Annotated in this window: 25 protein-coding genes, 2 tRNA genes and 2 pseudogenes; 12 read left to right on the top strand and 17 right to left on the bottom strand. The window is 63.4% G+C overall.

Annotated elements, in window-relative coordinates:
• Nucleotides 1–128 precede the first annotated feature (128 nt).
• Nucleotides 129–815, top strand: coding sequence for a helix-turn-helix domain-containing protein (locus AC0L3B_RS27520; RefSeq protein WP_247335777.1), 687 nt, complete (start codon nt 129–131; stop codon nt 813–815).
• Here AC0L3B_RS27520 and AC0L3B_RS27515 read toward each other — a convergent pair.
• The 7 genes and pseudogenes from AC0L3B_RS27515 to AC0L3B_RS27485 form a co-directional block, all read right to left on the bottom strand.
• A complete protein-coding gene (locus AC0L3B_RS27515; protein WP_051113036.1) occupies nt 763–1,251 on the bottom strand; it encodes a potassium channel family protein in 489 nt (162 codons plus the stop codon). The genes AC0L3B_RS27520 and AC0L3B_RS27515 overlap by 53 nt on opposite strands.
• A gap of 147 nt (nt 1,252–1,398) precedes the next feature.
• On the bottom strand, nt 1,399–2,511 hold the full coding sequence (locus AC0L3B_RS27510; protein ID WP_018458131.1) for an acetate/propionate family kinase: 1,113 nt from the start codon (nt 2,509–2,511) through the stop codon (nt 1,399–1,401).
• A 145-nt stretch (nt 2,512–2,656) separates the two neighbouring features.
• Nucleotides 2,657–3,772 carry an AI-2E family transporter gene (locus AC0L3B_RS27505; RefSeq protein WP_085351222.1) on the bottom strand — a complete coding sequence of 372 codons (1,116 nt, stop codon included), beginning with the start codon at nt 3,770–3,772 and terminating at the stop codon, nt 2,657–2,659.
• 83 nt (nt 3,773–3,855) lie between these two features.
• Nucleotides 3,856–4,368 (bottom strand): annotated as a pseudogene (locus tag AC0L3B_RS27500) (metal-dependent phosphohydrolase); the annotation flags it as partial.
• A 358-nt stretch (nt 4,369–4,726) separates the two neighbouring features.
• On the bottom strand, nt 4,727–5,482 hold the full coding sequence (locus AC0L3B_RS27495; protein ID WP_473332641.1) for an outer membrane protein: 756 nt from the start codon (nt 5,480–5,482) through the stop codon (nt 4,727–4,729).
• 175 nt (nt 5,483–5,657) lie between these two features.
• Nucleotides 5,658–5,933 (bottom strand): hypothetical protein, encoded by a 276-nt coding sequence (locus AC0L3B_RS27490; RefSeq protein WP_473332639.1) that lies wholly within the window; start codon nt 5,931–5,933, stop codon nt 5,658–5,660.
• Nucleotides 5,934–6,366: 433 nt separating this feature from the next.
• Nucleotides 6,367–6,885 (bottom strand): hypothetical protein, encoded by a 519-nt coding sequence (locus tag AC0L3B_RS27485; RefSeq protein ID WP_473381417.1) that lies wholly within the window; start codon nt 6,883–6,885, stop codon nt 6,367–6,369.
• Between the two features lie 872 nt (nt 6,886–7,757).
• Here AC0L3B_RS27485 and AC0L3B_RS27480 point away from each other — a divergent pair.
• The 4 genes from AC0L3B_RS27480 to AC0L3B_RS27465 all read left to right on the top strand — a co-directional run bounded on the left by AC0L3B_RS27480 (nt 7,758) and on the right by AC0L3B_RS27465 (nt 9,714).
• Nucleotides 7,758–8,054 carry a hypothetical protein gene (locus tag AC0L3B_RS27480; RefSeq protein WP_473381416.1) on the top strand — a complete coding sequence of 99 codons (297 nt, stop codon included), beginning with the start codon at nt 7,758–7,760 and terminating at the stop codon, nt 8,052–8,054.
• A gap of 128 nt (nt 8,055–8,182) precedes the next feature.
• Nucleotides 8,183–8,356 (top strand): hypothetical protein, encoded by a 174-nt coding sequence (locus AC0L3B_RS27475; protein WP_162847287.1) that lies wholly within the window; start codon nt 8,183–8,185, stop codon nt 8,354–8,356.
• A 168-nt stretch (nt 8,357–8,524) separates the two neighbouring features.
• On the top strand, nt 8,525–8,800 hold the full coding sequence (locus tag AC0L3B_RS27470) for a hypothetical protein (protein ID WP_085351254.1): 276 nt from the start codon (nt 8,525–8,527) through the stop codon (nt 8,798–8,800).
• A gap of 251 nt (nt 8,801–9,051) precedes the next feature.
• Nucleotides 9,052–9,714, top strand: coding sequence for a hypothetical protein (locus AC0L3B_RS27465; RefSeq protein ID WP_473381415.1), 663 nt, complete (start codon nt 9,052–9,054; stop codon nt 9,712–9,714).
• A 425-nt stretch (nt 9,715–10,139) separates the two neighbouring features.
• Here AC0L3B_RS27465 and AC0L3B_RS27460 read toward each other — a convergent pair.
• Together AC0L3B_RS27460 and AC0L3B_RS27455 are read right to left on the bottom strand one after the other, a co-directional pair.
• Nucleotides 10,140–10,213 (bottom strand) — tRNA-Gly (locus AC0L3B_RS27460).
• A gap of 352 nt (nt 10,214–10,565) precedes the next feature.
• Complete coding sequence (locus AC0L3B_RS27455; protein WP_473381414.1) at nt 10,566–12,977, bottom strand: ATP-binding protein; 2,412 nt, start codon at nt 12,975–12,977, stop codon at nt 10,566–10,568.
• Nucleotides 12,978–13,338: 361 nt separating this feature from the next.
• Between AC0L3B_RS27455 and AC0L3B_RS27450 the strand changes: the two genes are divergently transcribed.
• Nucleotides 13,339–14,052 carry a substrate-binding periplasmic protein gene (locus tag AC0L3B_RS27450; protein WP_473381413.1) on the top strand — a complete coding sequence of 238 codons (714 nt, stop codon included), beginning with the start codon at nt 13,339–13,341 and terminating at the stop codon, nt 14,050–14,052.
• A gap of 7 nt (nt 14,053–14,059) precedes the next feature.
• On the opposite strand, the pseudogene AC0L3B_RS27445 reads toward AC0L3B_RS27450, so the two are convergent.
• Together AC0L3B_RS27445 and AC0L3B_RS27440 are read right to left on the bottom strand one after the other, a co-directional pair.
• Nucleotides 14,060–14,262 (bottom strand): annotated as a pseudogene (locus tag AC0L3B_RS27445) (hypothetical protein).
• Between the two features lie 29 nt (nt 14,263–14,291).
• Nucleotides 14,292–14,471, bottom strand: a complete 180-nt coding sequence (locus tag AC0L3B_RS27440; protein WP_446480727.1) for a hypothetical protein — start codon at nt 14,469–14,471, stop codon at nt 14,292–14,294.
• 197 nt (nt 14,472–14,668) lie between these two features.
• Between AC0L3B_RS27440 and AC0L3B_RS27435 the strand changes: the two genes are divergently transcribed.
• Nucleotides 14,669–15,055 (top strand): YciI family protein, encoded by a 387-nt coding sequence (locus AC0L3B_RS27435; protein ID WP_018458115.1) that lies wholly within the window; start codon nt 14,669–14,671, stop codon nt 15,053–15,055.
• Between the two features lie 9 nt (nt 15,056–15,064).
• Here the strand turns inward: AC0L3B_RS27435 and AC0L3B_RS27430 are convergent, their stop codons facing one another.
• Entirely contained in the window at nt 15,065–15,655 is a 591-nt protein-coding gene (locus AC0L3B_RS27430; protein WP_473381412.1) for a TMEM175 family protein, read from the bottom strand.
• Nucleotides 15,656–15,784: 129 nt separating this feature from the next.
• On the opposite strand from AC0L3B_RS27430, the gene AC0L3B_RS27425 reads away from it, so the two are divergent.
• Together AC0L3B_RS27425 and AC0L3B_RS27420 are read left to right on the top strand one after the other, a co-directional pair.
• Nucleotides 15,785–17,842 (top strand): ATP-dependent helicase, encoded by a 2,058-nt coding sequence (locus AC0L3B_RS27425; protein ID WP_247371718.1) that lies wholly within the window; start codon nt 15,785–15,787, stop codon nt 17,840–17,842.
• A gap of 56 nt (nt 17,843–17,898) precedes the next feature.
• The gene (locus AC0L3B_RS27420; protein WP_473381411.1) at nt 17,899–18,879 is read left to right on the top strand and encodes an NADPH:quinone oxidoreductase family protein; all 981 of its coding nucleotides are present in this window, start codon (nt 17,899–17,901) and stop codon (nt 18,877–18,879) included.
• 2 nt (nt 18,880–18,881) lie between these two features.
• On the opposite strand, the gene AC0L3B_RS27415 is transcribed toward AC0L3B_RS27420, so the two are convergent.
• Genes AC0L3B_RS27415 through AC0L3B_RS27405 form a run of 3 tightly spaced genes read right to left on the bottom strand, consistent with a single transcriptional unit; the run spans nt 18,882 to nt 22,005 of the window.
• Complete coding sequence (locus tag AC0L3B_RS27415) at nt 18,882–20,135, bottom strand: metal-dependent hydrolase family protein (protein ID WP_473381410.1); 1,254 nt, start codon at nt 20,133–20,135, stop codon at nt 18,882–18,884.
• Nucleotides 20,136–20,152: 17 nt separating this feature from the next.
• Entirely contained in the window at nt 20,153–20,650 is a 498-nt protein-coding gene (locus AC0L3B_RS27410; protein ID WP_247335739.1) for a GAF domain-containing protein, read from the bottom strand.
• A complete protein-coding gene (locus AC0L3B_RS27405) occupies nt 20,647–22,005 on the bottom strand; it encodes an MFS transporter (protein ID WP_085361851.1) in 1,359 nt (452 codons plus the stop codon). The genes AC0L3B_RS27410 and AC0L3B_RS27405 overlap by 4 nt, the downstream gene beginning before the upstream one ends.
• 110 nt (nt 22,006–22,115) lie before the next feature.
• Here AC0L3B_RS27405 and AC0L3B_RS27400 point away from each other — a divergent pair, with 110 nt between their 5' ends.
• Both AC0L3B_RS27400 and AC0L3B_RS27395 read left to right on the top strand, forming a co-directional pair.
• The gene (locus tag AC0L3B_RS27400; protein ID WP_018458109.1) at nt 22,116–23,042 is read left to right on the top strand and encodes a LysR family transcriptional regulator; all 927 of its coding nucleotides are present in this window, start codon (nt 22,116–22,118) and stop codon (nt 23,040–23,042) included.
• 156 nt (nt 23,043–23,198) lie between these two features.
• Nucleotides 23,199–24,230 carry an LLM class flavin-dependent oxidoreductase gene (locus AC0L3B_RS27395; protein WP_473381409.1) on the top strand — a complete coding sequence of 344 codons (1,032 nt, stop codon included), beginning with the start codon at nt 23,199–23,201 and terminating at the stop codon, nt 24,228–24,230.
• A 121-nt stretch (nt 24,231–24,351) separates the two neighbouring features.
• Here AC0L3B_RS27395 and AC0L3B_RS27390 read toward each other — a convergent pair.
• Nucleotides 24,352–24,437 (bottom strand) — tRNA-Tyr (locus AC0L3B_RS27390).
• 206 nt (nt 24,438–24,643) lie between these two features.
• On the opposite strand from AC0L3B_RS27390, the gene rlmB reads away from it, so the two are divergent.
• Nucleotides 24,644–25,474 carry a 23S rRNA (guanosine(2251)-2'-O)-methyltransferase RlmB gene (rlmB, locus tag AC0L3B_RS27385; protein ID WP_018458107.1) on the top strand — a complete coding sequence of 277 codons (831 nt, stop codon included), beginning with the start codon at nt 24,644–24,646 and terminating at the stop codon, nt 25,472–25,474.
• Between the two features lie 61 nt (nt 25,475–25,535).
• On the opposite strand, the gene AC0L3B_RS27380 is transcribed toward rlmB, so the two are convergent.
• Nucleotides 25,536–26,063, bottom strand: a complete 528-nt coding sequence (locus tag AC0L3B_RS27380) for a hypothetical protein (RefSeq protein WP_018458106.1) — start codon at nt 26,061–26,063, stop codon at nt 25,536–25,538.
• Nucleotides 26,064–26,089: the final 26 nt, after the last annotated feature.

Genomic DNA, 26,089 nt, shown 5'->3' with positions numbered 1-26,089 from the left:
GGTTGCAAAGCCGGCTTTTGGCTTAAACAACCTTTGCGGGAAGGGTGATTTATCGGCGGCTCCGTATTCCCGGTGATGGAAATAAGCTGCTCGCGGCTATCGCGTCAGCACCAGTTCGGGAGTTGGCCATGCTGGTTCGCAACGCTGCCGACGCTTCCTCGCGGCACCATTCACTCCGCGAGCTTGGCCTGAATACCAGTTCAAATCCGATCATCAGTTTAAACGAATTTACCTATAAAAAAGGCATCGAAATCTACGGCGAGAAAGAGCCGGCCGAATACGTCTATCAGGTCAAATCAGGCGCCGTGCGAAGCTACAAGCTCCTGTCAGACGGGCGTCGCCAGATCGGCGCCTTCCACCTGGTTGGCGACATCTTCGGGCTCGAAAACGGCAGCGAGCATAGATTCACAACGGAAGCGATCGTCGACACGACCGTACGCCTGGTTAAACGGCAGAGCCTCGAACTCGTCGCAGAAGGCGATGCCATGGTTGCCCGGAACCTGCTCAGCATGACTGCCAACAACCTTCAGCATGCGGAAGATCACATGCTGCTGCTCGGCCGCAAGACCTCGCTGGAGCGGGTGGCGGCCTTCCTGCTCGAGATGGATACGCGGCTAACGGCCGCAGGAATTCTGGCCCTGCCAATGTCCCGGCGCGACATCGCGGACTACCTCGGATTGACCCTGGAGACCGTGTCCCGCGCCCTGTCCCGCCTTCACGACCTCGGCATCCTCGGCTTCATCGGCAGCACCCAGCGGCAGATCATGCTCCTGGACCGGCATCAGCTCGCAGCTCTTGATGATCTCCAGAATTGAAGCCGGGCGCCGCGATTGCCGAGAGATGTTCAAGGGTCTTGCGTAACACCTCGAACAGGACTGCGGTCGACCAGCCGAACATCAGAATGCCGTTCATGGCAGTCATCGGCCCCGTCAGCCGCCATCCCTGCACTGGCGTGACATCGCCGTAGCCCAGCGTGGTGTAGTTCACGAAGGTGAAATACAGCAACTCGCTCCCCTCGGGCGCGGCACCAACCAGAGCGTAAGCCAGCGCCCAGACAAGAACCTCGACCGTGTGTGCAACCATCAAAATGACAGCTATCGTGACCATCACCGCCATCATGTGAGATCGGGGCCGCATTGTATGCTTCAATCCCGCGCTGCGGGCGATGTCGATCGCTGCGACGGTCACCAGCGCATGAATCATGATGTTGATCACGCTGATGAAAGTGCCGAGCAGAAATTGGACGACCATCGCGAGCTCCCCGACTGGTGCGGTTTGATTGGTCAGCACTGCCATCCGGCCCGCGGTACGATGCGGGCGTTTGATGCAGATCAACGTGCCGCGGGCGTGCACGCGCATTGCGCACACCCCGGCCACCAGGGAGCCCGATCATGACGCTCAGCTTGGCGCTCCCGGGCTACGGTTCATCAGCAGTGCCAGCGTGTGCCTGGCGATCATGATATCCTCGTCGGAGGGCACGACGTAGACCGGGATGCGGCTCGCTGGAGACGATATCAGCCGCGATTGCAGTGCGTTCTCTTTTGCATCGAGCTTGACACCGAGCCATGCGAGCTGCTCCGCCACGCGCGAACGGAGCAATGCGGAGTTGTCGCCGACCTCTGCCGTGAAGACGAACGCGTCAAGGCCCTGCAACGCAGCTGCGAGCATGCCCGCGTTGAGACCGATTCGATAAACGAAATGATCGATGGCGAACTTCGCGCTCGCGTCCTTACTTGCTTTGAGCTGACGCATATCACCGCGGACCGCGACTTTCGGATCGATTTGCCCCGCTCGCACCCCCATCGGCAATCCGTCGAGCGCGGTGAAGGCCATTGTGCTCTCTACGCTTAGTCCACCGCTGAGCGCGCACATCGATGCCTCGCTCCCGAGACGCGCGACTATCACCCGTCTCATCGCGATTTCCGGCGCAATCCTGGGCAAGGCCTTCGCAATATATTCGTAAGTGAGACCATGAGAGCCGTAGCGTCGTACGCCCTCGGCATAGAGCTGACGGGGAATGGCACAATCGTCGGCGACCGCGGCACGCGTTCGGTGAAATGCGGTGTCGAAGCAGGCGACCTGCGGGAGCGCCAGGAAATTTGCCAGGATCGAACGGATTGGCGCCAGATTATGCGGGAGGTCAAACGGCGCCAACGCGGTCAACCGCTCCAGGCACGCCAGGACTTCGTGATCGATGAGGACCGGCCGGTCATGCTCTGTACAACCGTGAATGACGCGGTGCCCGACTGCAATCGGATTTATATGAAGCTCGTCCCGCAACCAGGTGCTGGTGATGTCCATCGCAGCCGCAACATCCGGCACTGTTTCGACTGGATAAGCGCGATTGGCGAGCGGACCACCGCCAGCCTTGCTCGCCCGCAAGCGCGGACAGCGCCCGATGCCGTCCATTTGCCCCTTGAGCCGTTGCCGTAGCCTGCCGTCTCCTTCGACAGAGTAGATCTGGAATCGGAGATCAGAGGAGCCGGCATTGATGACAAGAATGGTGTCCATGGCACTCACACCGCAAATGTTGCAGCATGTCGACGCCCGGCATCGACGGTCAGAGCAACGTCAGCGGGTGAGCCAGGCATTTCCACCACCATCTCCGACCGGTCGTCGTATCTTCAGCCGAGAGCTTCCATCGAGCTCATGGAGGTCAACGCTCGATTGCCAGCTGTGCGGGCGCAGCCCGTTCGGCGCGGATCCAGGCGACTGTCAACTCCCAGACGACAGACAGAATGATCGGTCCGATGAAGAGGCCGATGATTCCATGGAAGAGAGTTCCGCCGATCACTCCGATCAGGATGACCAGCGCCGGCGTGGTCAGGCCGCGCCCCATGACGAGCGGTTTCAGGATATTGTCGAGCACCGACACGATCACGAGAAACACCGTCAGCAGGAGCGCGATCGGGAATTCCTTGTCGGTCCATATCCAGATGATGACCGGCAGGATGACGATGGTCCCGCCGATCTGCACGATCGACAGCAACAGCACCACGAAAGCAAGAAGGCCCGCGCTGGCGATGCCGGCGAGCTTGAAACCTATTCCCGCCAGCAAGGCTTGGATGATGGCAACGCCGATCACGCCTTGAGCCACCGCACGGATCGTGGCTCCTGCCAGGTCCAGAAAATGCTCGCTTTGGTCCGGCACGATGCGGGACAGAAAGCTGCGCCCTGCGGCCACGAGCTGAGGTCCATACGGAAACAGCACGCCGGCCACCGCCACCGACAGCAGAAACTTGACCGTTCCCACACCGGCATTGCCGGCAAACCCAAGCAAGGTGGTCGCGAATGGCTTCAAATAGGGCACGACCGCGCGCAAGAGCGACCGGAGGTTGGTCGTCGCCTGATCCCAGAGATCGAAGAGCTGAGGCCCGATGACTGGCCACTCCTTGAGCGACTGGGGCGGCGAAGGCACATGCAATTCACCGGCCGTCACCTGGGCGGCAAGATCGGTGATCCCGTCGACCGCGCCCATGCCCAGCCAGGTCGCCGGTCCGATCACCACAGCCAGGTTGACGAGCGTGAGGATCGTCGCCGCAAGCTTCGGCCGTCCGCCGAGAATGTCGCTGAGGCGCCGAAAAGCCGGGTTCAGCGCAGCAGCAAGCACGACACTCCAGGCCAAAATGGGGATGAATGGACGGACCAGCAGGAGCGCCCAGACGAGCAGCAGCCCCAGCAATCCGAGTCGGATCAGAAGCTGGATGATCTCGTCTCCGGAGAATATCTGACGGAGTGTTTTCACGGACGCGCCTTCAGCCATGCCGCGCATGCTGAGGCGAACTAGCCCCTGCTCTCACGCCGCACGCTTGATCCAGATCAAGCGTCGAGCCTCTTCTAGGGCTGTGGTCCGGTCTAGGGCTGTGGTCCGGACAGAGTCAGCTCGCGCTCGGCCCGAACTACGTTGCCGTAGAGACTCGCTATCCATTGCCGGCCTCGGGACGTCACGTTGAGATGACGTATCGCCGGCTGGATCTGGGGAGCTACGTTACTCCAAGAGAATGGCGGATATTTGTAAACGATATCCGCCGGCGTCGCGTAGCCCAGGGTCTTGTTGAGACCGATCTCCTCGAATTCGTAGAACAGCGCGTTGGACTTCTTCAGATAGTTGGGATTGCCGAGCTGACCGATGAGATCGGCGGCCCGTAACAGCAATCCCTCCTCTTCAATGAGGCTGTCATTCGAAGACATCGTGTAAGGAAACCGGGTGTATTCGATCGCCCGAGAGACCCGGTCAGCATCCACCTGCTCGACGGAATCCAGCCGCTCCAGCACGAACAGTTTTGAGCGATCGACATGGTATGGCGCGAGAGCCGCATCGGACGATCCTCGCGGCAGACGAACCGTTGTGCCGGTAACGTCCGCAACGCGCAGGCTTCCACTACGGCTCCAAAAACAGGAGGCCAAAAATGAAGCCATCCATCGCATTAGCAGTTGCATTGATGACGGTCGGGTTCGTCTTCACGAGTTCTGGGAGCGCCAACGCCGTCGCATACTGCCAATACGTTGGACTATCCCGCGCATTGCGTTCCAAGACCGGGCGTCGTCCTGGAGTGCGTCCCGTCGCGCGCGCTGCCGCACGAGAAGCAGTGCGGCCCGGCACTCCGACCAATCCCGGCGGTCCGGTCGATCGCGTGGTCGGGCGCTGAGGATAGGACGCGACAAAGCGCAAAAAAAGAGGGCCGGCGTTGCTGCCGGCCCCCTGAAGACATCCGATCGGGAGAGTTCAATACCTCGCGACGACCGGATTGCTGCCCCAGCCAAACCGGTAGTTGAAGCGCACGGTGAGCATATCCACGTCCTGGGTGATCCGATCGTTCACGAAAGCAGCAAGTCGCGGATCAGCGACCGTAAACGAATTATTCCGGTGCCCCATGAACAGATGGTCGTATTCGAGACCCACCGACCAGTTCGGCGTGAAGCCATACTCGAATCCGACACCGATAACACCACCCCAGCGGGTTGCGCTTTGCGCCGCGAGCTCGGCGCCGGTCGCAGTATCAAGTACGCTGAGGCGATTGTCTGTCACCGCAGCGCCGCCCTTCACGTAGAGCAGTGACGCATTCCAGGCGTAGCCAATCTGGCCGGTGAAGAGGCCGATAGCGCTCGTTTTGGCGCGCGTGGAGAGCGTTGGATCGAACAGGCTGACGCGCTGATTGCTCAAATCCGCCCAATCGCCCTGAGCTTCCAAACCAAACACCCACTGGCTGGCTTGCCAGCGATAACCAAGCTGGCCACCGATAACACCACCGGAACGATCGCGGCAGCCGGAAGCGACGGCGACGCCGGCCGCGTCAAGGAAATCGACACAGTTGTGGTTCTGCGCCCAGCCACCATTGCCGCCGATGTAGAGCCCCGTCCAATTGTAGATCGGAATAATCGGTGCCGGGGGCGGCGCCTTCACGGCCATATCGGCAGCCATGGCGGGTCCCATGGCCAGCGTCACCACGCCAATGGTTGTCAGCAGAAGTCTTTTCATCATGCTCTCTCCTTGCCGGCCGCTTTTTGGTTGCTCGAACGGCGACTTGTTGCACTGCGATCATCCCCCAACTTCCAGCTGAAACTCTACGGGCGAGGGCACAAACTCCACGTGCCATAATGGCAACACTCAAGACATTTCGAACGCGACATCGGCATGAAGCAACAAGACATGCTGCCTATTTCTCCGGGTCGCGCTTGTCATCGTGGCCGCCCACCTCGTCGCCTCGGTCTTGCTCTATCCAGGACGGAATGTCGCTCGAGGGGATCAGCCGTCGTGGCAAAAAGGGATTGAGCGTGCCTGCAAACACGATCAATCCCTCATTGAATTTCTCTCGCGCGAAAGCCCGCGCCTCGGCTTCGCTCTCGAATGTGCGTGTCTCCCGTGGACTTCGCCGCTTCGGCAAGGTCCCACGCTTGTGCACCTCGAATGTGACGTACCAGGTCTGCGGCATCCGCCAGCTTCCGGATCGCGATCAAGCAGACTTCTGCCGGCGAACGATGATCTGTGAGAGCATGTTGACGTCCTAGTTGCGCCGCTCTTCACGGCGCTCCGTGCGCCCTGTACGCCTTTCCTGGCGGCGTTCAGTCCGGCCCGTGCGCCGTTCCTGACGCCGTTCGTGGCGGGCTCCCCGCCTCTCCTGGCGTCGCTCCATGCCGATCGTCTGCGCCGACACTTCTGTTCCTAACAGCACCGTGCCGGATGCCGCCAATCCGAATACAGCGGCCCATCCGAGCAATGAAAGAGCCCCGCGACGATCGATGCCGTCAGACCTTGACGTTTCACTCATGCCAGTTACTCCCGATCTTAAAGGACGTTTGATTGGGCAATGCCTCGACGTGCACTCGTTGATAGTGTCGATGGCGGGCGCCCCCCTCCGAAGATGCTCACCAAACCTGGTTGCCAAACCAGCCGTACTGCGGCGGCCACGCGACGAGCCGGATATTTCTTTCGATGTGCCTCCTCGCACTTTTGTTTTGACGCTGCGGCTTCACATCAGCTTTTGTCGACGGACGCGCCGGCGGTCGTTCGGCATCGGCTGCTCCTAGCTGAGCGAAGGCCTCGCGAGCGCGCCTCTGTGAGAGGTCGGCGCCCGGCAGGGCACCAGGCTCGACCTTGGCGATGTCGGTTGCGACGATCGTCGGCAGGCTAGTGTCGAGAACGACCCGCTCGGGCAATTTCCAATCGGAATGGATGCGGATGGTCGCGGAGCGCGCAGCTCCACCGTGGATGGCAGGCCGATCCTGCACCAGGGCGTCCACAACGAAGAGCATCGCGAGCAACGCACCGCCGACATAGACCAGATATCGCGAGATGGGCATTGTCGGCGCCATTGCCGCCGCAGACCTTCGTCTGGCAAGCAACGGGCCACGGCGGCAGGATTGGCGAAGAAATGCGACCTGCATGGGCATGGCTGCCTAAATCGAGCCGCCGTTGCTTCCGCCGCGGCGCGCCCCTGGTGAAGCACTTGCTGATGCATCGGTGGCGCTTCACTGGTAAGCGCACGCACGCTGCAGCAGGCTAATGTTCACCGCGTTCGAATGCGGCGTCGCTTGAGCCAGATCAACAAACTGAATTTTCGCAACACCGCCTCGCGTAGTATCGCGCGGCTTGGTCAGTGGCTGTGACATGCCCCTTGGTACAATGACCGGAAGGTCAATTGCAGAGATGTGGCACGCAACGCAGAGTTCTCACCGCGTACATCGAGCTTCTGGCAGGGAGGGACGATGATGAGTCAATTCGAGCTGAGTTCGCGCGCAGCACTTTGTCGGCAGCTCGCAAGCGAGAATGCGGCAAACCGCACCGTCTGGATGGCTGAGGCAAGAAGCTGGTCGCTTATGGCGGCAGAGGCGCTTCGTGATGAGCGCGGATCGGACGAGGGTATCGTCGCCAGATTCTTCTTTGCGTTCAGCAAATTGGTCGCTGCGCGACAGGATCCTACGAACCGATCGGCAGAGATGATGAAGAGCAGATCCCGAACCGCGATGCCGTCTCCGAGCTCGTCCCCGACTGCCTGAAGCATTCTGGCGAAAAGCACTCGCACAATTGCATACTTGGCTCCAGTGCAGAGAGAGCCGGCGCTGCCACCGTGACAGCGAGCTTTCCGATGGCGGGCCGCACTTGTCGGGCTGGAGCGCTATCCTCCAGATCCGCATTATTTAATCCGAACTGATCCGGCGAATTCGAAGGAGAAGCAGATTCGATTTGTTTGATTCCCTTGATCTAACGCAAATCGCCGCCCTGTTGTGGCGTTGAAGTTCATTTTTTGAGAACGTCCATGAAGTCGATAAGCGCAAGGAAGATTGCCGTTGCCGTCGCCGCGCTCGTATGCGGCACGACGCTGTTCATTGGCTTGACCGACCGAGGCGGGATCTCGCTGCGACTCGACAACGCCCAAGCGGCCGCCCGATTGTACGTCACTCCTTATTATCGCGGTCACTACTACACGAATGACGGTTTGCCCTGGTACGCGGTGCGAGCCTATTACTTCGGCGGATCGTGGAGTTACGGCTATAGCGGCTGGCCGACTATGTGGCGCGCAATTGCACCGGATGCGTCCCAGGCTCGTTGGTGAAGGGCGGTGATGGCATCATGTATGTGTGCCAATAGAGCTTGATGATGGCGCGATGGGCGGCGCTCATTGAGCCGCCGCCTCTCGCGCCAATCTGCGCTCAGGAGATCGACGCCTAGGGGGAGGATACCATGACCTATGTTCTGGTCGTCATCAGCTGGCTTGGCGTCGCGAATGGCGCCGTCATATCGACACAAGAGTTTTCAAGCGCAGAGCGTTGCGAGGTAGCCCGGATGGCATTGATGGAATACGCGAAAGCGCGCAGCAGCGACGAGACGCTGAGACCGCTCTGCGTGCAGAAGTAAAGAGTCGGAGAAGCTGTCGCTCCCGCCCCCATTCTGCTGGAAGCGTCTTCGCGTGTCGCCCGCGCTTACCAGCTGCACCGTTTTCTTGCGATTCCTTGACCTTGATCAATGGTCCGAGCAGCGAACCATGGAGCGATCCAAATTCACTCTCACAGGACGGAGACCATCATGAAGCGTGGCATGCTCACAAGATTATCACTCGCAGGTGCCGTGATCGCCCTCGGAGTGTCCGGCTCAATCGACTGGTCGGCCGACGAAGGCCTGTCGCTCTCGCTAGGCCGGGCAGAAGCACGGGTCGGACGCCCCTTGACACCCGTGTCAGTGGCCGGCGTTGCACGGCGCACCACCAGGCGTGCGGTCGTAGGCGGCGCGGCAGTTGGTGCGGCTGCGGTGGGCACCGCCTGTGTCCGCGTTCTGGTTAACGGCAGCTACGTCTGCCGCTAACAGCTCTTGCTGGGCAGTACGTACACCGCATCCTGCAGGATGAGTTCTTGCAGGATGTGCTGTTCAGGTCGAGCTTCAGATAGCTGGCGCATGGGCGGCGAGGACGCAAAATCCGATTGGCATTGGCGTGGTCATCGGCACGGTAGATTGGATGTTTCATCTCTACCGTCAAACATGGTCCCCAGAAGACAGCTAAGCGACTTCAGCCTTTGAGCCCCGGTCAGTGCCGGGTTCATGAGACTGGCATCAAAATGATCGGTGAGTACATCTTGCAAGATGGCCGACGACTGGGGACGCGCCGGGTCGCAAGTATTGACACCGCTTTCGTCGATCAGCTCTTCGAAAGACTGCTCTTCAAAGAAGTGAAAGGCGAAAAGATCGAACGCCGTACGACGGTCAATCACGCGATGAAGACCGCACGTAGCGCATGGAACGCCATTTCCCGAGCACATCCGGGCTTGCTCCCGCCTCGGAATCCCTTCGAAAAGATGGGCCTGCAGTCCAGTTCGCGCGAAACGTCGCACGCGACCTTTGCGGAGCTTGCAGCTTTCCGGACGAAAGCGATCGAAATGGGTTATCCGTCGCTTGCCACCAGTGCACTGATCGGCTGGGAGTTGCTTCAGCGCGAGGCCCACATTTTCATTCGTTCCACGGCTGATCACTACCGCCCCCCGAGCCACGTCTACGTCATCAACTACAAGACCAGCACTGGATCTTGGGACCCCCTATTCAACGCCAAGGGGAAGGCACTTTACCCGCTGCTAATGGCAGAGCTCGACGCGATCAAGGAGCTGCGTCCGACAAGAGGTCTGATGTTGCGACGTGATGGGAGCAGTCTACCCTGGTTTGGCAAGGGCGAGACGCTGACTCAAGTCCAACGCATCACGAAGAAGATTATCTTGGCTGCAGGTTAATGGCCCGAGCTAACTTTTACCTCTTTCGGCCGCCACCGCGGCACGACCGAAGCAAGGCACATCCGGGCTCACGGAAACGCAGCTAATGAAGAAGGGTCAGTGGTCGTCGACGGCAGCTACGGCGCACTATCTGCACGACGACGATCAGGCAAAACGACGCGAGCTCAGTGACGAAGCATAATCAGCCGCGCAATCTTCTGATGTAAGCACACGAAGATCACTGCACTTCACGCAAACGCTTTGAAAACCGGGCGCTTCGGAATTTTATAATCGCAACTGCAGGCAAATTATTGTTTTCGCAATCGATTTAGAGTGCGCCCGAGGAGCGCCCTTAAAATATCGTGGACAGTCTGATTACGGACTCTTGACGACAGATTCACCCCATGCAACTCATTGAATCGTAAGTTATTTTCGAGATGGCGAATTGGAGCGGGTGAAGGGAATCGAACCCTCGTATTCAGCTTGGAAGGCTGCTGCTCTACCATTGAGCTACACCCGCGACAGGGGCTCCCTAACACGGCCGGGCGGCGGTCTCAACTGCCCAGGATCAACTGCCCAGATGGGGCTTCCAGCGCTTTCCCGGCCTTGCGAACAGCCGCTGGTTCCTCCGGACCCGCCTCCCCTTAACAATGGCGGAATTGCCGCCTATATTGAAATCTTCCGCAACCAACGAAAGGAGGTGATCCAGTGTCTTTTACCAAGCGCTGTCACCTCGCTGGGATCGCCCGCTAAGCCTTGAATAGAGGCTTGGCATCGGGGCGCTCTCAGCCCTGGACCAGCGAGCAAGAAATCGGGCGCGACGGGGGCCTTCCCCCGCCGCGCCTTTTTCGTTGGCATCGCGCGCCGGCTGCTCAGGCGGGCGGCTCGCCGGCGAGCACCTCGCGGATCCTCGATGACAGGTCCGCCTTCCGGTACGGCTTCCTCAGCAACGCAACGCCGGGACCGAGATGACCGTCGTGGTCGAGGGCGTTGTCGGTATAGCCGGACGTATAGAGCACCCTCATCCCCGGGCGGAGGCGGCGCACGGCCTCGGCCAGTTCCTGCCCGTTCATGCCGCCGGGCATGATGATGTCGGTGAACAGCAGATCGAATTGGGCGCCCTGCTGAACCAGCGCAAGCGCGGTTGCCCCGTCGCCGGCTGCGAGGGTGCGATAGCCGAGGCTGCCGAGCTGGGCGATGACATAGCCCTGCACCAGCGGATCGTCCTCGACGACGAGAATCGTCTCGTGCCCGCGTGCCGCCGCGGGCGCATGCAGCGACCCGGCCCTCGCCTGCGCTCCGCCCGCAGATCGCGGCAGAAACAGCCGAATCACGGTGCCGCGGCCTTCCTCACTCTCGATCGCAACGCTGCCGCCGCTCTGCTTGGCGAAGCCGTAGACCATGCTGAGGCCGAGCCCGGTGCCGCGACCGACCCCTTTGGTGGTAAAGAACGGCTCGAACACGCGGTCGCGGATGTCGGCGGGGATGCCATGGCCGGTGTCCGCCACCGCGACCATGATGAAGGCGCCGCGCGTGGCGTCGCCGTCACCGGCACCATCCGCGCCATCGAATTCGCGGTTCGCGGTCTCGAGCGTCAGCGTGCCGCCGCCAGGCATCGCATCCCGCGCATTGACGGCGAGATTGATGATCGCCGACGACAGCTGCGACGGATCGGCCATCGCCGGCCAGGCGTCGTCCGCGAGGTGGGTCACGATTTCGATGTTTCCGCCTAGGGTCGGCTTCAACAGCCTCGCCGTCTCGAGCACGAGGCCGTTGACGTCGATCTCGCGCGGCTCCAGCGGCTGGCGACGCGCAAAGGTCAAGAGCTGCGAGGTGATCTCCGCGCCTCGCGCCGCCGCATCGTCGATGAGCTGGGCGATCGCGGCGAGGTCGGGCTTGTCCGCCAGTCCCTCCCGGATGATCTCGATGGTGCCGGTGATGACAGTGAGCACGTTGTTGAAGTCATGCGCGACGCCACCGGTGAGCTGACCGATCGCATCCATCTTCTGCGACTGGCGAAGCCGCTCCTCCGTCTCGTGCTGCTCGGTCAGATCAGTAGCCGAACCACGATACCCCATGAAGCGTCCGTCGGCGCTGAACACCGGCTGGCCGTTAACGCTGAAATGGTGCGCGCGGCCAGCCGCATCGCGGCCGCGATACTCGAACTTCCGGAACGGCTCGTGGCGATCCAGCGTGGCCCAGTGACTGCGCCATTTCTGCGGCTCGGCATCGTGGTCGAAGGCGGCGTCTGAACGGCGCCGGCCGATCAGCGCCTTGGGGTCCATGCCGAAAGCACCGGCCCGATCTGAAATATAGGTGAACACGTGATCCGGGCCGGTCTCCCAGAACCAGTCGGATGCGGTCTCGGCATAATCACGAAAGCGCTGCTCGCTCGCGCGGGCGTTCTCCTCGGCGCGCTGCCGTATCTTCAGGTCACGCTCGAGATTCCCATTGGCCTCGCGCAGCTCGCCATAGGCATGTTCGAGGTTGGCGCACATGGCGTTGAAAGCAACGACGACCTTGTCCAGCTCGTCGGCATCGTCAGGCGACCGGCGCTCCAGGCGCAGCGGCGGCGGCGGCCGTCCGAGGCTGTACTTGCCGACGTACTCGGCGATGGCGACGAGATGCCGGGTCACCAGCAGATGAAACATGTAGATGATGAACAACGAGACGAGGAACGTCTTTGCCGCCTGGCTTGCCAGAATGACCAGGGCCCTGTTCAGCAATTGCTGATAGACGTCGGTCAGCGTCGCCTCGACCCGGAGCGTGCCGATGGCGCGCGAGGTCCCCTGCACCATCGTGCTCAGCGGAAAGTCCCGGGTCATGATCGAACGGGTGTTTCGCTCGCCGACCTCGACACGGATCGGATTGGGCCGATCGGCGATCTCGCGGACCTCCGCCGCACGGATGTCAGGCAGCCGCAGAATGCCATCGAGCTGGAGCTTGAGCTGGTTCTGGTCGAGATTCCACAGGCTCTCTCCGAGGCTGCCCGTGGTGCTGCGGCCGATCTCGTCGAGCCGCGTCTCGATCAGTCCGACCTCACGATTGTAATCCAGATAGAGCTGGAGCGCGGTCAGGGTCAGCGTCACGACCGATGAGAACAGCAGCACGGCGGCAAGCAGCCGAGGCCCGACGCCGCTGCGCGACCAGTTGAAGATCCGCGACAGGAGCGCCGCGAACATCGGAGGCGCGAGCGGGGCGCCGATGCCGGTCAAATCCTGCTTCGCAGCCGCCGGCGCAATGGCGCGGCCACGCTTGATATCATCGTCATCTGCGTCGCCCATGCACCATGTCCTCGAAAATGGCGGCACCTGCTCAGCTTACAGATCGCAGCCGCGAGCAGGTGAACGGTTGAGGCGCTGCCTCAGCACGCGATACACGTGGCGATCTTGTCGGCCGATGATCCTGTTGGCCCTTGGGCGGCTTGAGCTCGACGGGGTCATATCTTGCGCCCAGCAGCAGGATTCCCAGGCAAACTACCACCTCGCGTGCTAGAATGACATCGGTGAAAGTCCGGAGCCGCCATACAGCGGGAACGCGCTCTCAACGTTGCGGACCGGCGCAGCCGCCATCTCCGGTAGATCGCGGCACCGGAATCCGATGGTAGCAGGGCACGCCCAAGAGGCATGGCCAGGGAGATGCGTCATGAGGCGGATAGTCGTGGTCTGCCTGTTGCTGCTCGCGGCAGGCCCGTCGCAGGCGCAAGAGGTCATCAGGCTGGCGCGCATCGCCGATATCCCCGATCAATATGTCGGCGGCGAGATGCTCCGCGCGGTCTATGCCCGGCTGAACATCAAGCTCGAATTCGAGGATGTGCCCGGCAAGCGCGCGCTCGCGCTGTCGAGCATCGGCGAGGTCGACGGCGAGGTCCAGCGGATTGGAACGCTCTCTCGCGACTATCCGACGCTGATCCAGGTGACACCTGCGATCAATTACATCGAGCCTACTGTCTTCACCACGAAACTGCAGTTCGACGTCGCCGGCTGGAATTCAATCAGGGACTACAGCATCGGCATCGTACGCGGCGTCGGCTCGTCGGAAGCTGGTACGCGCGGCATGACCCGGGTCACGGCGACGACAAGCCTCGACAACATGGTCAAGATGCTCGACGCCGACCGCATCGACGTGATGGTCACCGACTTCTTCAGCGGGTTGGCTGCGGTGAGGAAGCTCAATCTCCAGGCCAGGATCCATCCGCTCTCACCACCCCTCGAGCGCATCAGCATCTACCACCATCTGCATGAACGGCATCGCGATCTCGTGCCGAAGGTCGGAAGGATGATCGAGCAGATGGAGGCGAGCGGCGAAATCGCCCGGTTGCGGGAAACCCTGATCAAGCAGGTGCTGAGCGGGATGTGACACGCGGTCAGGTCGTGCGAGTCCGCTCCCGCACCGCAACCGCCGCGATCAACAGCCCGACGCACCAGGCCATGGCCGCCCGCGCGGCTCGCTGCCGAGAAGCACGGTGAAGATGCCCGCCAGCAGGCTTGGCGCCATCGCCTTGCCGGACCTGCTCGCGAGCGAGAGCAGGAACGGCATCGCGGCGATCGATATCTGCACGACGTTCATGGTCGCAGGCTGTTTCGCAAGCATTGGGCCTAGAAGCCGCAAACGTTTATTGCGCGCGGGCGCTTGCCGCGCCGGCTTTCAACGATGCGCTCGCCGCCGCTCTCGGCCGAGCTGCCGTAATAGCGATGGTGGCCGCTCTGGTCGTGCAGATCCGCAAGCTCCGACTTTCCCGTCCGACGCGCGTCGCAGATGATCTTGATGGTCGACATGGCCGCCTCCGAAGTGCTCTTGGTGGCAATCAGTCGCGCCGATTTCGCGCGGCGTTCACACCTTTCGGCCGCAATCGGGTTTCGGGAAGGTTTCGTCGCCGCACCCCGCGGCGCAATATTTTCCGCAGCCCCATTGTCGGCTGCGACGGTGGTGATACGTCCTTTGGACGCGCGCAGCGAAAATCAACGAGGTGACGATGCTTTACGCCATCCTGGCCTATCACGTGGAAGACGAGATCTTGTCCTGGACGCCCGAGAAGGACGCCGCGGTCGTGGCAAAGGTCATCGAGGTTCAGGCTCCCCTCCGGGCAAGCGGGCATTTTGGCCCGGCCGCCCGCCTGGATGAGACCCGAAAGGCCCGCACCTTGCGCGGCCCCGGCGCGGGGGTCGTGCTGGACGGCCCATTTGCCGAGACCAAGGAGCAGCTTCTGGGCTTCCACCTCGTCGAGTACGACACGGAAGAGGAGGCGATCGCGGCGGCGCGAACGCTGCGCCAGGTCAATCCCTCAGCGGTCTACGAAATCCGCCCGGTCAAGCTTTACGTGCCGGCCGACGGGTTCGGCGCGACGCCCTCCGGCGAATGAACGGCAGGCCTAATTGTCCGTCCCGGTGGGCCCGACATAGAAGCGCTGGATCAGCAGCCCGCCGAAGGCGATGAACCACACGAACGGCGCGACTTGCGGCGCGAACGCCGCAACGACCGTGCCCGGGATGAACACCAGCAGCGGAAACAACGAGGCCATGATCTCCTGGCGCCAGCCGCCCAGGATCCTCCACCACAGCCAGGCATTGAGGCCGGCGATTGCAGTCAGGTGCAGGCCGTAGAGCACGGCGACCGCACTGCTCGTGGCGTAGTTGGTGTAGAGGCCGTTGGTCACCGGCAGCAGCACGATCGACAGCAGGAAGAACAAATTGAGGATCACCGCGCCGCGGCTGCCGACGGGCTGGCGCGCCAGCCGCCGGTGATGGCTGACCCAGAACACGCCGGCGATGATGAAGCTGAGCGCAAGACCCGCGAGCTTGCCGGAATAGACCCGGGCGAGATCGTTCCAGTCCGGCGCGCTGGTGAAGACCGCGGCCCTGGGCAGGTCGTAGGCGAGCAGCGTCATGGCGACGCCAAAGATGGTGTTGCTGAGCGATTCCAGCCGTCGCATCTCGAACTGGTCGGATTTGAGCTCGGTCATGCCGGGCGGCGCTTTTTTTGGAATGGAACCTTGGGCCGTCTTGTCCCTAGGTCTTAACATCGGTCCCGTCCAGACGCATTGCGATTCGCAGCGGGATCGCCGACTCTGGCTGTTTCACCGGGGCGATTCGTGGCGACATATCTGGACACGCTCAATGCGGAGCAACGCCGCGCCGTGGAGCATGGCGTGGCCGATGGTGCGACCGTGGGCGCGCCGCTGCTCGTCATCGCTGGCGCGGGCTCCGGCAAGACCAACACGCTGGCCCACCGCGTGGCACATCTGATCGTCGCGGGCAGCGATCCGCGCCGCATCCTCCTCATGACGTTTTCCCGCCGCGCCGCGGCCGAGATGGCCGGCCGGGTCGAGCGCATCGCCCGAAAAGTGCTCGGCGAGAACAATGCCGCGATCATGCGCGACGCGCTCAGCTGGGCCGGCACGTTCCACGGCATTGGCGCACGGTTGCTGCGCGAATATGCCGAGCGGATCGGCGTCGATCCTGCCTTCACCATCCACGACCGCGAGGATTCCGCCGACCTGATGAATCTGGTCCGGCACGAGCGCGGATTGTCGAAGACGGAGAGCCGCTTTCCCGCCAAAGGCACCTGCCTGTCGATCTACTCGCGCTGCGTCAATGCCGAGATGGAGATTGAGAAGGTGTTGGGGGCGCACTATCCCTGGTGCGCAGGCTGGGCGGCCGAGCTGAAGGGCCTGTTCGCGGCCTATGTCGAGGCCAAGCAGGCCCAGCACGTGCTGGATTACGACGACCTGCTGCTCTACTGGTCGCAGATGATGAGCGATGCGCTGATCGCGGAAGAAATCGGCGGCCGCTTCGATCACGTCTTGGTCGACGAATATCAGGACACCAACCGCCTGCAATCCTCGGTCCTGCTGGCGCTGAAGCCGGACGGACGCGGCCTCACCGTCGTCGGTGACGACGCGCAGTCGATCTATTCGTTCCGCGCCGCCACGGTCCGCAACATTCTGGATTTTCCGCAGAGCTTCTCGCCCCGCGCCGAGATGATCACGCTCGACCGCAATTACCGCTCGACGCAACCCGTGCTGGCGGCGGCGAACGGCGTCATCGGCCTGGCGCGCGAGCGCTTCACAAAAAACCTCTGGACCGACCGCAGCTCCGCGCAAAAGCCGCAGCTCGTCACCGTGCACGATGAGACCGACCAGGCCCGTTACATCGTCGAGGAAGTGCTGGCCAACCGCGAGCAAGGCGCGCTCCTGAAGCACCAGGCAGTGCTGTTCCGGACCTCCTCGCATTCGGGCCCGCTGGAGATCGAGCTGACCCGCCGCAACATCCCGTTCGTCAAGTTCGGCGGGCTGAAATTTCTCGATGCCGCGCATGTCAAGGACGTGCTCGCGCTGCTGCGCTTCACCGAAAATCCGCGCGACCGCGTCGCGGGATTTCGCATCCTGCATCTCTTGCCGGGCATCGGACCCGCGACGGCGCAGCGCGTGCTCGATCAAATGGCGGAGAGCTCCGATCCGCTCGCCGCGCTCGGCCAGCTCCCGGTGCCGCCGCGCACCGGCGCGGACTGGACCGACTTCGTCCGCACCATCGAAAATCTGCGCTATTCGGAATGGCCGGCCGATCTCGAACGCGTGCGGCTCTGGTACGAACCGCATCTCGATCGCCTCCACGAGGATTCGGAGACGCGACGCGCCGACCTGATGCAGCTCGAGCAGATCGCGAGTGGCTATGCCTCGCGCGAGAAATTCCTGACCGAGCTCACGCTCGACCCGCCGGATGCGGCCAGCGACAAATCCGGGCCGCCCTTGCGCGACGAGGACTATCTGATCCTCTCCACCATCCACTCCGCCAAGGGCCAGGAGTGGAAATCGGTATTCGTGCTCAATGTCGTCGACGGCTGCATGCCGTCGGATCTCGGCGCCGGCACCAGCGCCGAGCTCGAGGAGGAACGCCGCCTGCTCTATGTCGCGATGACGCGCGCCAAGGACGACCTGCACCTCGTGGTGCCGCAGCGCTTCTTCACCCACGGCCAGCAAGCCAAGGGCGACCGCCACGTCTACGCCTCGCGCACCCGCTTCATCCCGGAGCCGCTGGTCTATCTGTTCGAGCGCACCGCCTGGCCGAAGGCTGGGGCAAGCGCGGCCCGCACGGCGGCGCAGGGGCCGAAGGTCGACATCGGGGCGCGGATGCGCGGAATGTGGCGGTAAGACACAAGAGGCTGGTGTCGAGACCTGTCAGCATAACTGGACAACAGAGGTCCGACATGAAAGCCGTCGTCGTCGAGCAATACGCGCCGATCGATCAAATCGCCATGAAGGACGTTCCGTCTCCACACATCGGACCCGGACAGCTGCGTGTCCGGGTAGAGGCTGCAGGAATCGGATTTGTGGACGGTTTGAAGATGGAGGGGCGCTATCAGACCAAGGATCCCCTGCCCTTCATTCCCGGAACCGAATTCGCAGGCATCGTGGACGAAGCCCCCGGCGCACCGGGCGGCTATCAACCCGGGATGCGCGTAATGGGGATGACGCGCTCGGGCGCGCTTGCCGAAGAGATCGTCGTCACCCCCGAAGCGCTCTATCCCCTGCCGGACAGCGTCGCGGCGGAGGTCGCCGCTTCGTTTCGTGCCAATTACCTGACCGCCCTCTATGCGCTGAGTGCGCGCGCGTCGCTCGGCGCAGGCGAACAGCTTCTGGTGCTGGGCGCAGCGGGCGGCACGGGAATCGCGGCCGTCCAGATTGGCAGGCTGCTCGGCGCCCGTGTGATCGCAGCGGCATCGACACCAGACAAGCGCGCGTTCGCGCGACAGCACGGCGCCGACGCTGTGGTGGACTACACGCAGACCAACTGGCGCGACACGCTGAAGGAATTGACCGAAGGACACGGCGCCGACGTGATCTTCGACCCCGTCGGCGGCGAGATCTCGGTGCAGGCCTTTCGCTCCATCGCCTGGCGCGGCCGTCATCTCGTGGTCGGTTTTGCCGCCGGCGCGATCCCTGCATTGCCATTCAACCTGCCACTGCTGAAGGGCGGCGCCCTGCTCGGCGTCGACCTCGCGCAGCTTCCAATCCGCGAGCCCGAGGTGCAGAAGCGCCTGATGTCGGAGCTGACGGCCTGGTTGGTCGAGGGCCAGCTGAAGCCTGTGGTCGGTCGCATCTTCGCGCTGAATGATTTCCGGGAAGCGTTCAGGACGATGCAGACGCGCGGGGCGCTTGGCAAGATGGTCGTGCGCATCTCGAAATAGGATTAGTTGCGCGCCCCCAGCCGGTCGAACTGGACCTTGCCTGCCTTCATCACCATCGGGATGTGCTCGCCCTGGCCGAGTAGGCAGGCCACGTCGCGCAGCGGATTGCCATCGACCACGAGCAGGTCCGCAATGGCTTCGGGCATGATGCGGCCGAGCTTGCCCTCCATGCCGAGGACCTCGGCGCCGACCAATGTCGCGCTGGCGATGACGGCGCGCGGACCGAGAATCTCGGCGCGGATGCGGAATTCGTCGCTCTGCAGACGCTGCGACGGTCCGAGCAGGTCGCTGCCGAACCCGATCTTTACGCCGGCGTCGCGGTAGATCGTGAGCGAGCGCAGGCCCGCGTCGCGGACATCGGCGATCTTGGCAACGCTTTCGGGCGGCAGGCCATATTGGGCACCCTCGTTAGCCAGCGCCTCGTAGGTGACGAGCGTCGGCACCACATAGGCGCCCTTCTCGGCCATCAGCTGCGCGGTCGGAGCATCGACCAAATTGCCGTGCTCGATGGTGCGCACCCCGCAGCGCACCGCGCGTTCGATCGCGGCAGCGGTGTAAGCGTGGGCGAGCACATAGGTCTGACGCCCGCGCGCCTCCTCGACAATGGCGCGGATCTCGTCCTCGGAGTACCCGAAGGCGCCAACCGGATCGGTCGGTGAAGCGACGCCGCCGGAAGCCATGATCTTGATCTGGTCCGCCCCCATCTGGAGTTCCTCGCGCGCCGCCTTGCGCACGCCGTCGACACCATCGGCAACGCGCGCCAGCGCGCCGACACGCACGCAGCAGGGGCACGGTGCGTCGCTGGCAAGATAATCCGAGCGGGCCCGCATGTCGCCGTGCCCGCCGGTCTGGCTGAGCGCACGACCCGAGACGAACAGCCGCGGACCGTCGGTGAGACCGGTCTCGATCGCCTGCTTCAGCGCATGGCCGGCGCCGCCGGCGTCGCGCACGGTGGTGAAGCCCCGCCGCAGCATGCCGCGCAGCAGCAGCGTTGAGCGCAGCGTCACCAGCACGTTCGGCATGTGCACCTGCTGCGCCAGATTGAGCTCGACGGCGATCGCATGCACATGCAGGTCGATCAGGCCGGGCATCAGCGTCTTGCCCTTCAGATCGACGGTGCGGTCGGTTTCCACTTGGAGCGGCCGATCGGAGACCTCCTTGATCAGACCGTCCTCGACCAGCACGTGATGTCCCTCCAGGAGGTCCGGCTGAAGCGGATCGAGCAGAGCGGCGTTCTTGAAGAGCACACGGGACATGACGACTTCCTGTCTTATCAGGACTGGATGAGCAGCGCGGGCAAGGCGAGCTGGGCGAATGGAAGACACGCGGCGCTATCGTCCTCGACGTACCAGCCTGCCTCATGGAGCAGATTGAGCGAGCCGAGTGTGCGCCCGCGCCAGCGCACGGGCATGTTGAGCACGCTTTCGCAGCCGAGCGAAGCGATCAGCTCGTGATCGGAGAACACCTCGCGCAGATCGTCCCGGGTGCGGCCGATATAGGCCTCGCCGCGGTCGAGCACGGCCTCGGTCCACGGCCCCGGCGCCAGGCGTTTGCGGCCGCCCGCGGGGTAAGGTCCGGGCAGATTGGAATACACCCGCGCGGCTTCCCTCGTGTCGTCGTCATAGGTCAGGATCGTGAACAGCTTGTGCCCGATCGCCGACTTCAGGGCGCCGTCCAGCGCCGAGTACAGGGCATCCGGCTGATTCGCCCTGCCCTGCGCGGCCGCCACCGCGCAGAGCAGCGGATCGGATCGGTGTTTCGTATCCCTCATGCGACTTCGCCTGCCGCGATCTCTTCCAGCGAACGGCCGCGTGTCGGCACGCCCATCAGCACCACGGTGAGCGCGCCTAACAGCAGCACGCTCGTGGTGAGGCCGAACACGCCGGCGAAGCCGAAATTGGGATAGAGATAGCCGACCAGGATCGGCGAGACGATCGCACCGATGCGGCCGATCGCGGAGGCGAGCCCGGCGCCGGTGGTTCTGACGGCCGTCGGAAATACCTCGGCGGTATAGGCATAGACCCCCGCATAGGTGCCGTTCATGAAGAAGGACAGCAAGATTCCGGCGACCATGATGTGCTGATCGCTCTGCGCGAATGCAAGTCCAAGCGCGCTGGCGCCGCCGAGCACCATGTAGGAGGCAATCGTCGCCTGCCGGCCGATGCGCTCGTTGAAGTACGCAGCGCTGAAATAGCCGGGAATTTGCGCGCAATAGATCGCGATCGAATAGGCGAAGCTCTTGGTGATGCTCATGCCGTTCTGGACCAGAAGGCCGGGGATCCAGACGAAGAAGGAATAGTAGCTGAACGTGATCGTAAGCCACATGATCCAGGTCATGATGGTGATGCGCGCCTGGCGGCCGGCGAGGAGCGCGGCGAAATTGGCAAGCAGCGTACCACCAGTCACGGCAGGCGCCGTGATTTCGACGACCGGTTGCGGCAGGACATGGCCTTGGCTCGCAAATCCGGCCTCGATCCTGTCCAGCACGGCTGCGGCTTCCTTCTCCCGGCCCCGGCTTTCCAGCCAGCGCGGCGATTCCGGCAGCGCCCTGCGCCACCACAGCAGCATGACGACCGGCACCGCGGTGATCACCAGTACGATGCGCCAGCCGTTCTCAGAGGCGGGCACGATGAAATAGCCGAGCAAGGCCGCCGCGACGAAACCGAAGGAGAAGAATCCGGCCAGCGCGCCGGTAAAGCTGCCGCGGTAACGCCGTGCGACGAATTCCGCCAGATAGGGCGCAATGATCGCGCTCTCCGCGCCGGTGCCCATGCCCGCGACGACGCGGGCGGCGAAGAAGGACGACCAGTCGTTCACCGCAGCGCTGACGATGGATGCGACGCAATAGAGTGCCAGCGCCGACATCATCACCGCGCGACGGCCGATCAGGTCACCCAGCGTGCCCGCCAGCAGCGCGCCGAACAGGAAGCCGATATAGGTGCTGCTGCCGAGCACGCCGATCTGGACGCTCGACAGATTCCAGGTCGTGCGCAGCACCGGCAGGATGAACGCCAGCACGGCTGCGTCCATCGCGTCGAACATGTAGCCGAGCCCGCCCATCAGCAGCAGATGCCCGTGGAAGCGTGCGAACGGAAGGCGCTCGATCCGCGCCGAGATCATCGACATGAAAGTCCCCCTCTGTCTGGCGGCCCGGCACTCCGCTCGTTCCCGGGGGAACCATAGACAAGGAGCTATTATCGTCATAATTTATAATCATGATCTAGTACATCACTGGGGTGAATGTTCTGTCGTTTCGCTCGCTCGACCTCAACCTGCTGAAAGTGTTCGAGGCCCTGATGACCGAGGGCAGCGTCACGCGCGCCGCCAACGCGCTTCTGATGACGCAGCCGGCGGTCAGCAATGCGCTCGCACGCCTGCGGGACGCACTCGGCGATCCCCTGTTCGTCAGGTCCGGCACCGGCATCCGTCCGACCCAGCGCGCCGTGGTGCTGTGGGAGCCGATCGGCGAAGCGCTCGAAACCGTCCGTGGCGCGCTCGACGAGCAGGTGTTCGATCCGCACCGTGCGCAGACCGAGTTCAGCCTGTCGATGTCGGATTACGTCGCCTCGCTGGTGATGCCGAACCTGCTGAACCATTTCGGCAAGGTCGCGCCCAAGGCGCGAATCCATACAGTTCCCAACACCATTTTGGAGATCGCCGACCAGCTCGAGGACAATCGCGTTGATTGCGTCCTCAGCGTCTATGTCAACGAGGCGCAGCAGCCGGCCGCCATCCGCTCGCGCTCGCTGTGGACCGTCGACTACGCCTGCTTCATGCGGCGCAGCCATCCGCTCGCCGCGATGAAGCGGCTGAGCACGCGCAGCTTCCTCAACGCGGGGCATGTCGATGTGAGCCTCGCCGGCAAGACCTTGCCGTCCTACGACCTCTTCCTCGCCTCGCGCGGGCTGTCGCGCAACGTGGTCGCGACCGTCAATCACTATAGCGCCGCCTACGAAATCGTGCGCCAGTCCGACCTGATCGCCGTGCTGCCGAGCGATTTGCGCTCGCAATCCCGGCACGCGCCGTTCCTGCACGCGATGCCGCTTCCGCTCAAGGCGCCGCCGCGCATCGTCAGCCTGTTCTGGCACCAGCGCAACGACACCGTACCGGCGCAGCGCTGGCTGCGCGACACCCTGGTCGACATGTTCGCCAGGTCCGACTGAAGCCGCGGGCGGCGGGCCCCCCCGACACCATGAAAAAGGGAAACAATGGGTTTCTCGAAGCAGCATTGTGCATCAGACCCGGCTGCTTAGCTCCAACCAAGCCAATCCCCTCCCCCAGTGACAGGCGCGCAAGCCGCGCCCGCAGAGACCTCATCAATGACCGCACCGCTCGAATTCGGACTGGACACCTTTGGCGACGTCACCAGGGACGCCTCCGGCGCGATGCTTCCGCACGCACAGGTGATCCGCAACGTCGTCGACGAGGCGGTGCTGGCCGACGAGCTCGGCCTCGATTTCATCGGCCTCGGCGAGCATCACCGCGCCGACTTCGCGATCTCCTCCCCTGAGACCGTGCTGGCCGCCATCGCGTCGCGGACCAGGCGGATCCATCTCGGCTCGGCCGTGACGGTGCTGAGCTCGGACGATCCGATCCGCGTCTTCCAGCGCTTTGCCACGCTGGACGCGCTCTCGAACGGACGTGCGGAGGTGATCCTCGGCCGCGGCTCGTTCACCGAATCCTTCCCGCTGTTTGGCTTTGATTTGCGCAAGTACGAAGAACTGTTCGAGGAGAAGCTCGATCTGTTCGCAGCGCTGCTGTCGCAGGAGCCGGTGACCTGGGAAGGCAAGCTGCGTCCGCCGCTGAAGGGGCAGCTGGTCTATCCCCCGGTGGAGAACGGCACGCTCAAGACTTGGATCGGCGTCGGCGGCAGCCCGCAATCGGTGGTGCGCGCGGCGCATTACGATCTGCCCTTGATGCTCGCGATCATCGGCGGCGATCCCGCGCGCTTCGCGCCCTTCGTCGAGCTCTATCACCGCGCGTTCAGGGAGTTCGGCCGCCCGGCACAGCCGATCGGCGTGCACTCGCCAGGCTATGTCGCCGAGACCGACGAACAGGCGCGCGAGGAGCTGTGGCCCGACTACAAGGCGATGCGCGACCGCATCGGCAAGGAACGCGGCTGGCCGCCGATGGGCCGCGACGAGTTCGTGAACGAGGCCGAGCACGGCTCGCTCTATGTCGGCTCGCCCGAGACGGTCGCGCGCAAGATCGCCAAGACGGCAAAGGCGCTCGGCATTTCGCGGTTTCAGCTGAAGTATTCGGCGGGCCCGCTGCCGCATGGCAAGCTGATGAAGAGCATCGAGCGCTATGGGCGGAAGGTAGTGCCGATGGTGCGGGAGATGATGGGGTGACTTGCGCGCTTACCCAGTCCGCCTGCGCCCTCCGGGCTGCGGCGCGACAGCCTTCGCTCACTTCGCGCCATGACCATCGGTGCCGGCTTGCCGAGCCGTAGCTCGCGAAGCGAGCGAAGGCTGGTGGGGGAGGCAGGACTCGAACCTGCGAAGCCATAAGGCGGCTGATTTACAGTCAGCTCCCTTTGCCACTCGGGACACTCCCCCGCTCGACGGCAGCACAATCGGGCCGGACCTTGCCGGCGACCGAAGACGGCCATGGAACGTGAAGGCCGCGACAGCCCGGATGGGGGCGCGACCGGGCGCGGTTATCGGCGAAGCGATGGGGTAAAGTCAACCGAGGCGAACAGCTAAAATCGCCCCCGACACCACCCAAATTGCCATATTCCGGGACCCGTGACACAAGCGAGCCCATGAAGGATCGAAAATTCAACCCGAGGGGCCCCCGCGGCGGGTCTAAGCCCTTCAACAGGCCCGGAAAATCGGCCGGTCGCCCGGCCCGCCGCGATCGCGATTCGGACGCCGACGGGCTTGTCATCCTCTATGGCTGGCACACCGTCTCCATGGCGCTCGCCAACCCCCAGCGGCAGATCCGCAAGCTGACGCTGACCGAGAACGCCGCAAGGCGTCTGGCGGACGAGAACATCGCGATCCCGGTCACGCCCGAGATCGTCCGGCCCCAGGAGATCGACCGGCTGCTGTCGCCCGACGCCGTGCACCAGGGCCTGCTCGCCGAGGCCGATCCCCTGCCCTCGCCCGACATCGAGGATTTGGAGCAGGACGGCATGGTGCTGGTGCTCGACCAGATCACCGATCCGCACAATGTCGGCGCCATCCTGCGCTCGGCGGCCGCCTTTGCGGTGAAGGCGATCGTCACCACCGCGCGTCACAGTCCGGAAGCGACCGGCGTGCTGGCCAAGGCCGCCTCCGGCGCGCTGGAGCTGGTCCCGATGGTGACGGTGCAAAACCTCGCCCGCGCATTGACCACGATGAACGAGCTCGGCTTCCAGACTGTCGGGCTGGACAGTGAAGGCAGTGCGGATCTTTCCGAGGTCACCCTGCGCGAGCCGCTCGCGCTGGTGCTGGGCGCGGAAGGCAAGGGCCTGCGGCAATTGACACGCGAGACCTGCAGCGTCGTGGCGCGGCTCGACATGCCCGGAGAGATCAAGAGTCTCAACGTCTCGAATGCCGCCGTGCTCTCGCTCTATGTCGGCGCGAGCCGGCTCGGGCTGATGAAGCGGTAACAAAACAAAACGCCCGTCCGCATCGCGGACGGGCGTCTCGTTGGCTCAACCGATCAAGCGATCAGTAATAGCGGCGCAGCACACGGTGGCCGCCATAATACGGCGCATGGCGCGGGGCGTAGCCGTAGCGCGGACCGTAGCCGTAATGCGTGCGCGGCAGATAGCCGGCGCGCGGGCCGTAGCCGTAGCGATACGGACGGTAATACGGGCGGCGGTAGGGATAGGCGGCCGGCGCTTCGACCGCGGCGGCGCGATAGCCATAGCCGTGCCCATAGCCATAGCCACGGCCGTAGCCGTAATTGGCGGGCGCAACCACCGCGTCCTCACGGTAGGTCGGATACGGCGCGAAGGCGCCCGGGCCGGTGTAGGTCGGGCCCTGGTTGACGTGATAATATTGCGTGGTGGGCTCGGCGAGACGCTCATAGGCGCCGTAGCCGTACCCGGTCCCATAACCGCCGCAGCCGGTGTTACAGCCGGAATAGACCGGCGCGACCGGCTGGCACGGATCGAAGCCGCAGGCCGCGGCGGGCGCGGTGGCGGCGAACATCACGGCAGCCGCCGCGACCAGTCCCGAAATCATCTGACGCATTACTCTCTCCTGTTGATTTCCGTTTT

It is taken from the genome of Bradyrhizobium sp. Kon56 (assembly GCF_055807635.1).
Note: the sequence above shows the minus strand (reverse complement) of the source record. Positions and strands in the feature narration are given on the sequence as shown.

What these genes read in the sequence shown, in the direction of transcription:
- AC0L3B_RS27520 (WP_247335777.1), top strand. Translation starts at nt 129, where the DNA reads ATGCTGGTTCGCAACGCTGCCGACGCTTCCTCGCGGCACCATTCACTC.
- AC0L3B_RS27515 (WP_051113036.1), bottom strand. Translation starts at nt 1,251, where the DNA reads ATGGTCGTCCAATTTCTGCTCGGCACTTTCATCAGCGTGATCAACATC.
- AC0L3B_RS27510 (WP_018458131.1), bottom strand. Translation starts at nt 2,511, where the DNA reads ATGGACACCATTCTTGTCATCAATGCCGGCTCCTCTGATCTCCGATTC.
- AC0L3B_RS27505 (WP_085351222.1), bottom strand. Translation starts at nt 3,772, where the DNA reads ATGCGCGGCATGGCTGAAGGCGCGTCCGTGAAAACACTCCGTCAGATA.
- AC0L3B_RS27495 (WP_473332641.1), bottom strand. Translation starts at nt 5,482, where the DNA reads ATGATGAAAAGACTTCTGCTGACAACCATTGGCGTGGTGACGCTGGCC.
- AC0L3B_RS27490 (WP_473332639.1), bottom strand. Translation starts at nt 5,933, where the DNA reads ATGCCGCAGACCTGGTACGTCACATTCGAGGTGCACAAGCGTGGGACC.
- AC0L3B_RS27485 (WP_473381417.1), bottom strand. Translation starts at nt 6,885, where the DNA reads ATGCAGGTCGCATTTCTTCGCCAATCCTGCCGCCGTGGCCCGTTGCTT.
- AC0L3B_RS27480 (WP_473381416.1), top strand. Translation starts at nt 7,758, where the DNA reads ATGAAGTCGATAAGCGCAAGGAAGATTGCCGTTGCCGTCGCCGCGCTC.
- AC0L3B_RS27475 (WP_162847287.1), top strand. Translation starts at nt 8,183, where the DNA reads ATGACCTATGTTCTGGTCGTCATCAGCTGGCTTGGCGTCGCGAATGGC.
- AC0L3B_RS27470 (WP_085351254.1), top strand. Translation starts at nt 8,525, where the DNA reads ATGAAGCGTGGCATGCTCACAAGATTATCACTCGCAGGTGCCGTGATC.
- AC0L3B_RS27465 (WP_473381415.1), top strand. Translation starts at nt 9,052, where the DNA reads ATGATCGGTGAGTACATCTTGCAAGATGGCCGACGACTGGGGACGCGC.
- AC0L3B_RS27455 (WP_473381414.1), bottom strand. Translation starts at nt 12,977, where the DNA reads ATGGGCGACGCAGATGACGATGATATCAAGCGTGGCCGCGCCATTGCG.
- AC0L3B_RS27450 (WP_473381413.1), top strand. Translation starts at nt 13,339, where the DNA reads ATGAGGCGGATAGTCGTGGTCTGCCTGTTGCTGCTCGCGGCAGGCCCG.
- AC0L3B_RS27440 (WP_446480727.1), bottom strand. Translation starts at nt 14,471, where the DNA reads ATGTCGACCATCAAGATCATCTGCGACGCGCGTCGGACGGGAAAGTCG.
- AC0L3B_RS27435 (WP_018458115.1), top strand. Translation starts at nt 14,669, where the DNA reads ATGCTTTACGCCATCCTGGCCTATCACGTGGAAGACGAGATCTTGTCC.
- AC0L3B_RS27430 (WP_473381412.1), bottom strand. Translation starts at nt 15,655, where the DNA reads ATGACCGAGCTCAAATCCGACCAGTTCGAGATGCGACGGCTGGAATCG.
- AC0L3B_RS27420 (WP_473381411.1), top strand. Translation starts at nt 17,899, where the DNA reads ATGAAAGCCGTCGTCGTCGAGCAATACGCGCCGATCGATCAAATCGCC.
- AC0L3B_RS27415 (WP_473381410.1), bottom strand. Translation starts at nt 20,135, where the DNA reads ATGTCCCGTGTGCTCTTCAAGAACGCCGCTCTGCTCGATCCGCTTCAG.
- AC0L3B_RS27410 (WP_247335739.1), bottom strand. Translation starts at nt 20,650, where the DNA reads ATGAGGGATACGAAACACCGATCCGATCCGCTGCTCTGCGCGGTGGCG.
- AC0L3B_RS27405 (WP_085361851.1), bottom strand. Translation starts at nt 22,005, where the DNA reads ATGTCGATGATCTCGGCGCGGATCGAGCGCCTTCCGTTCGCACGCTTC.
- AC0L3B_RS27395 (WP_473381409.1), top strand. Translation starts at nt 23,199, where the DNA reads ATGACCGCACCGCTCGAATTCGGACTGGACACCTTTGGCGACGTCACC.
- rlmB (WP_018458107.1), top strand. Translation starts at nt 24,644, where the DNA reads ATGAAGGATCGAAAATTCAACCCGAGGGGCCCCCGCGGCGGGTCTAAG.
- AC0L3B_RS27380 (WP_018458106.1), bottom strand. Translation starts at nt 26,063, where the DNA reads ATGCGTCAGATGATTTCGGGACTGGTCGCGGCGGCTGCCGTGATGTTC.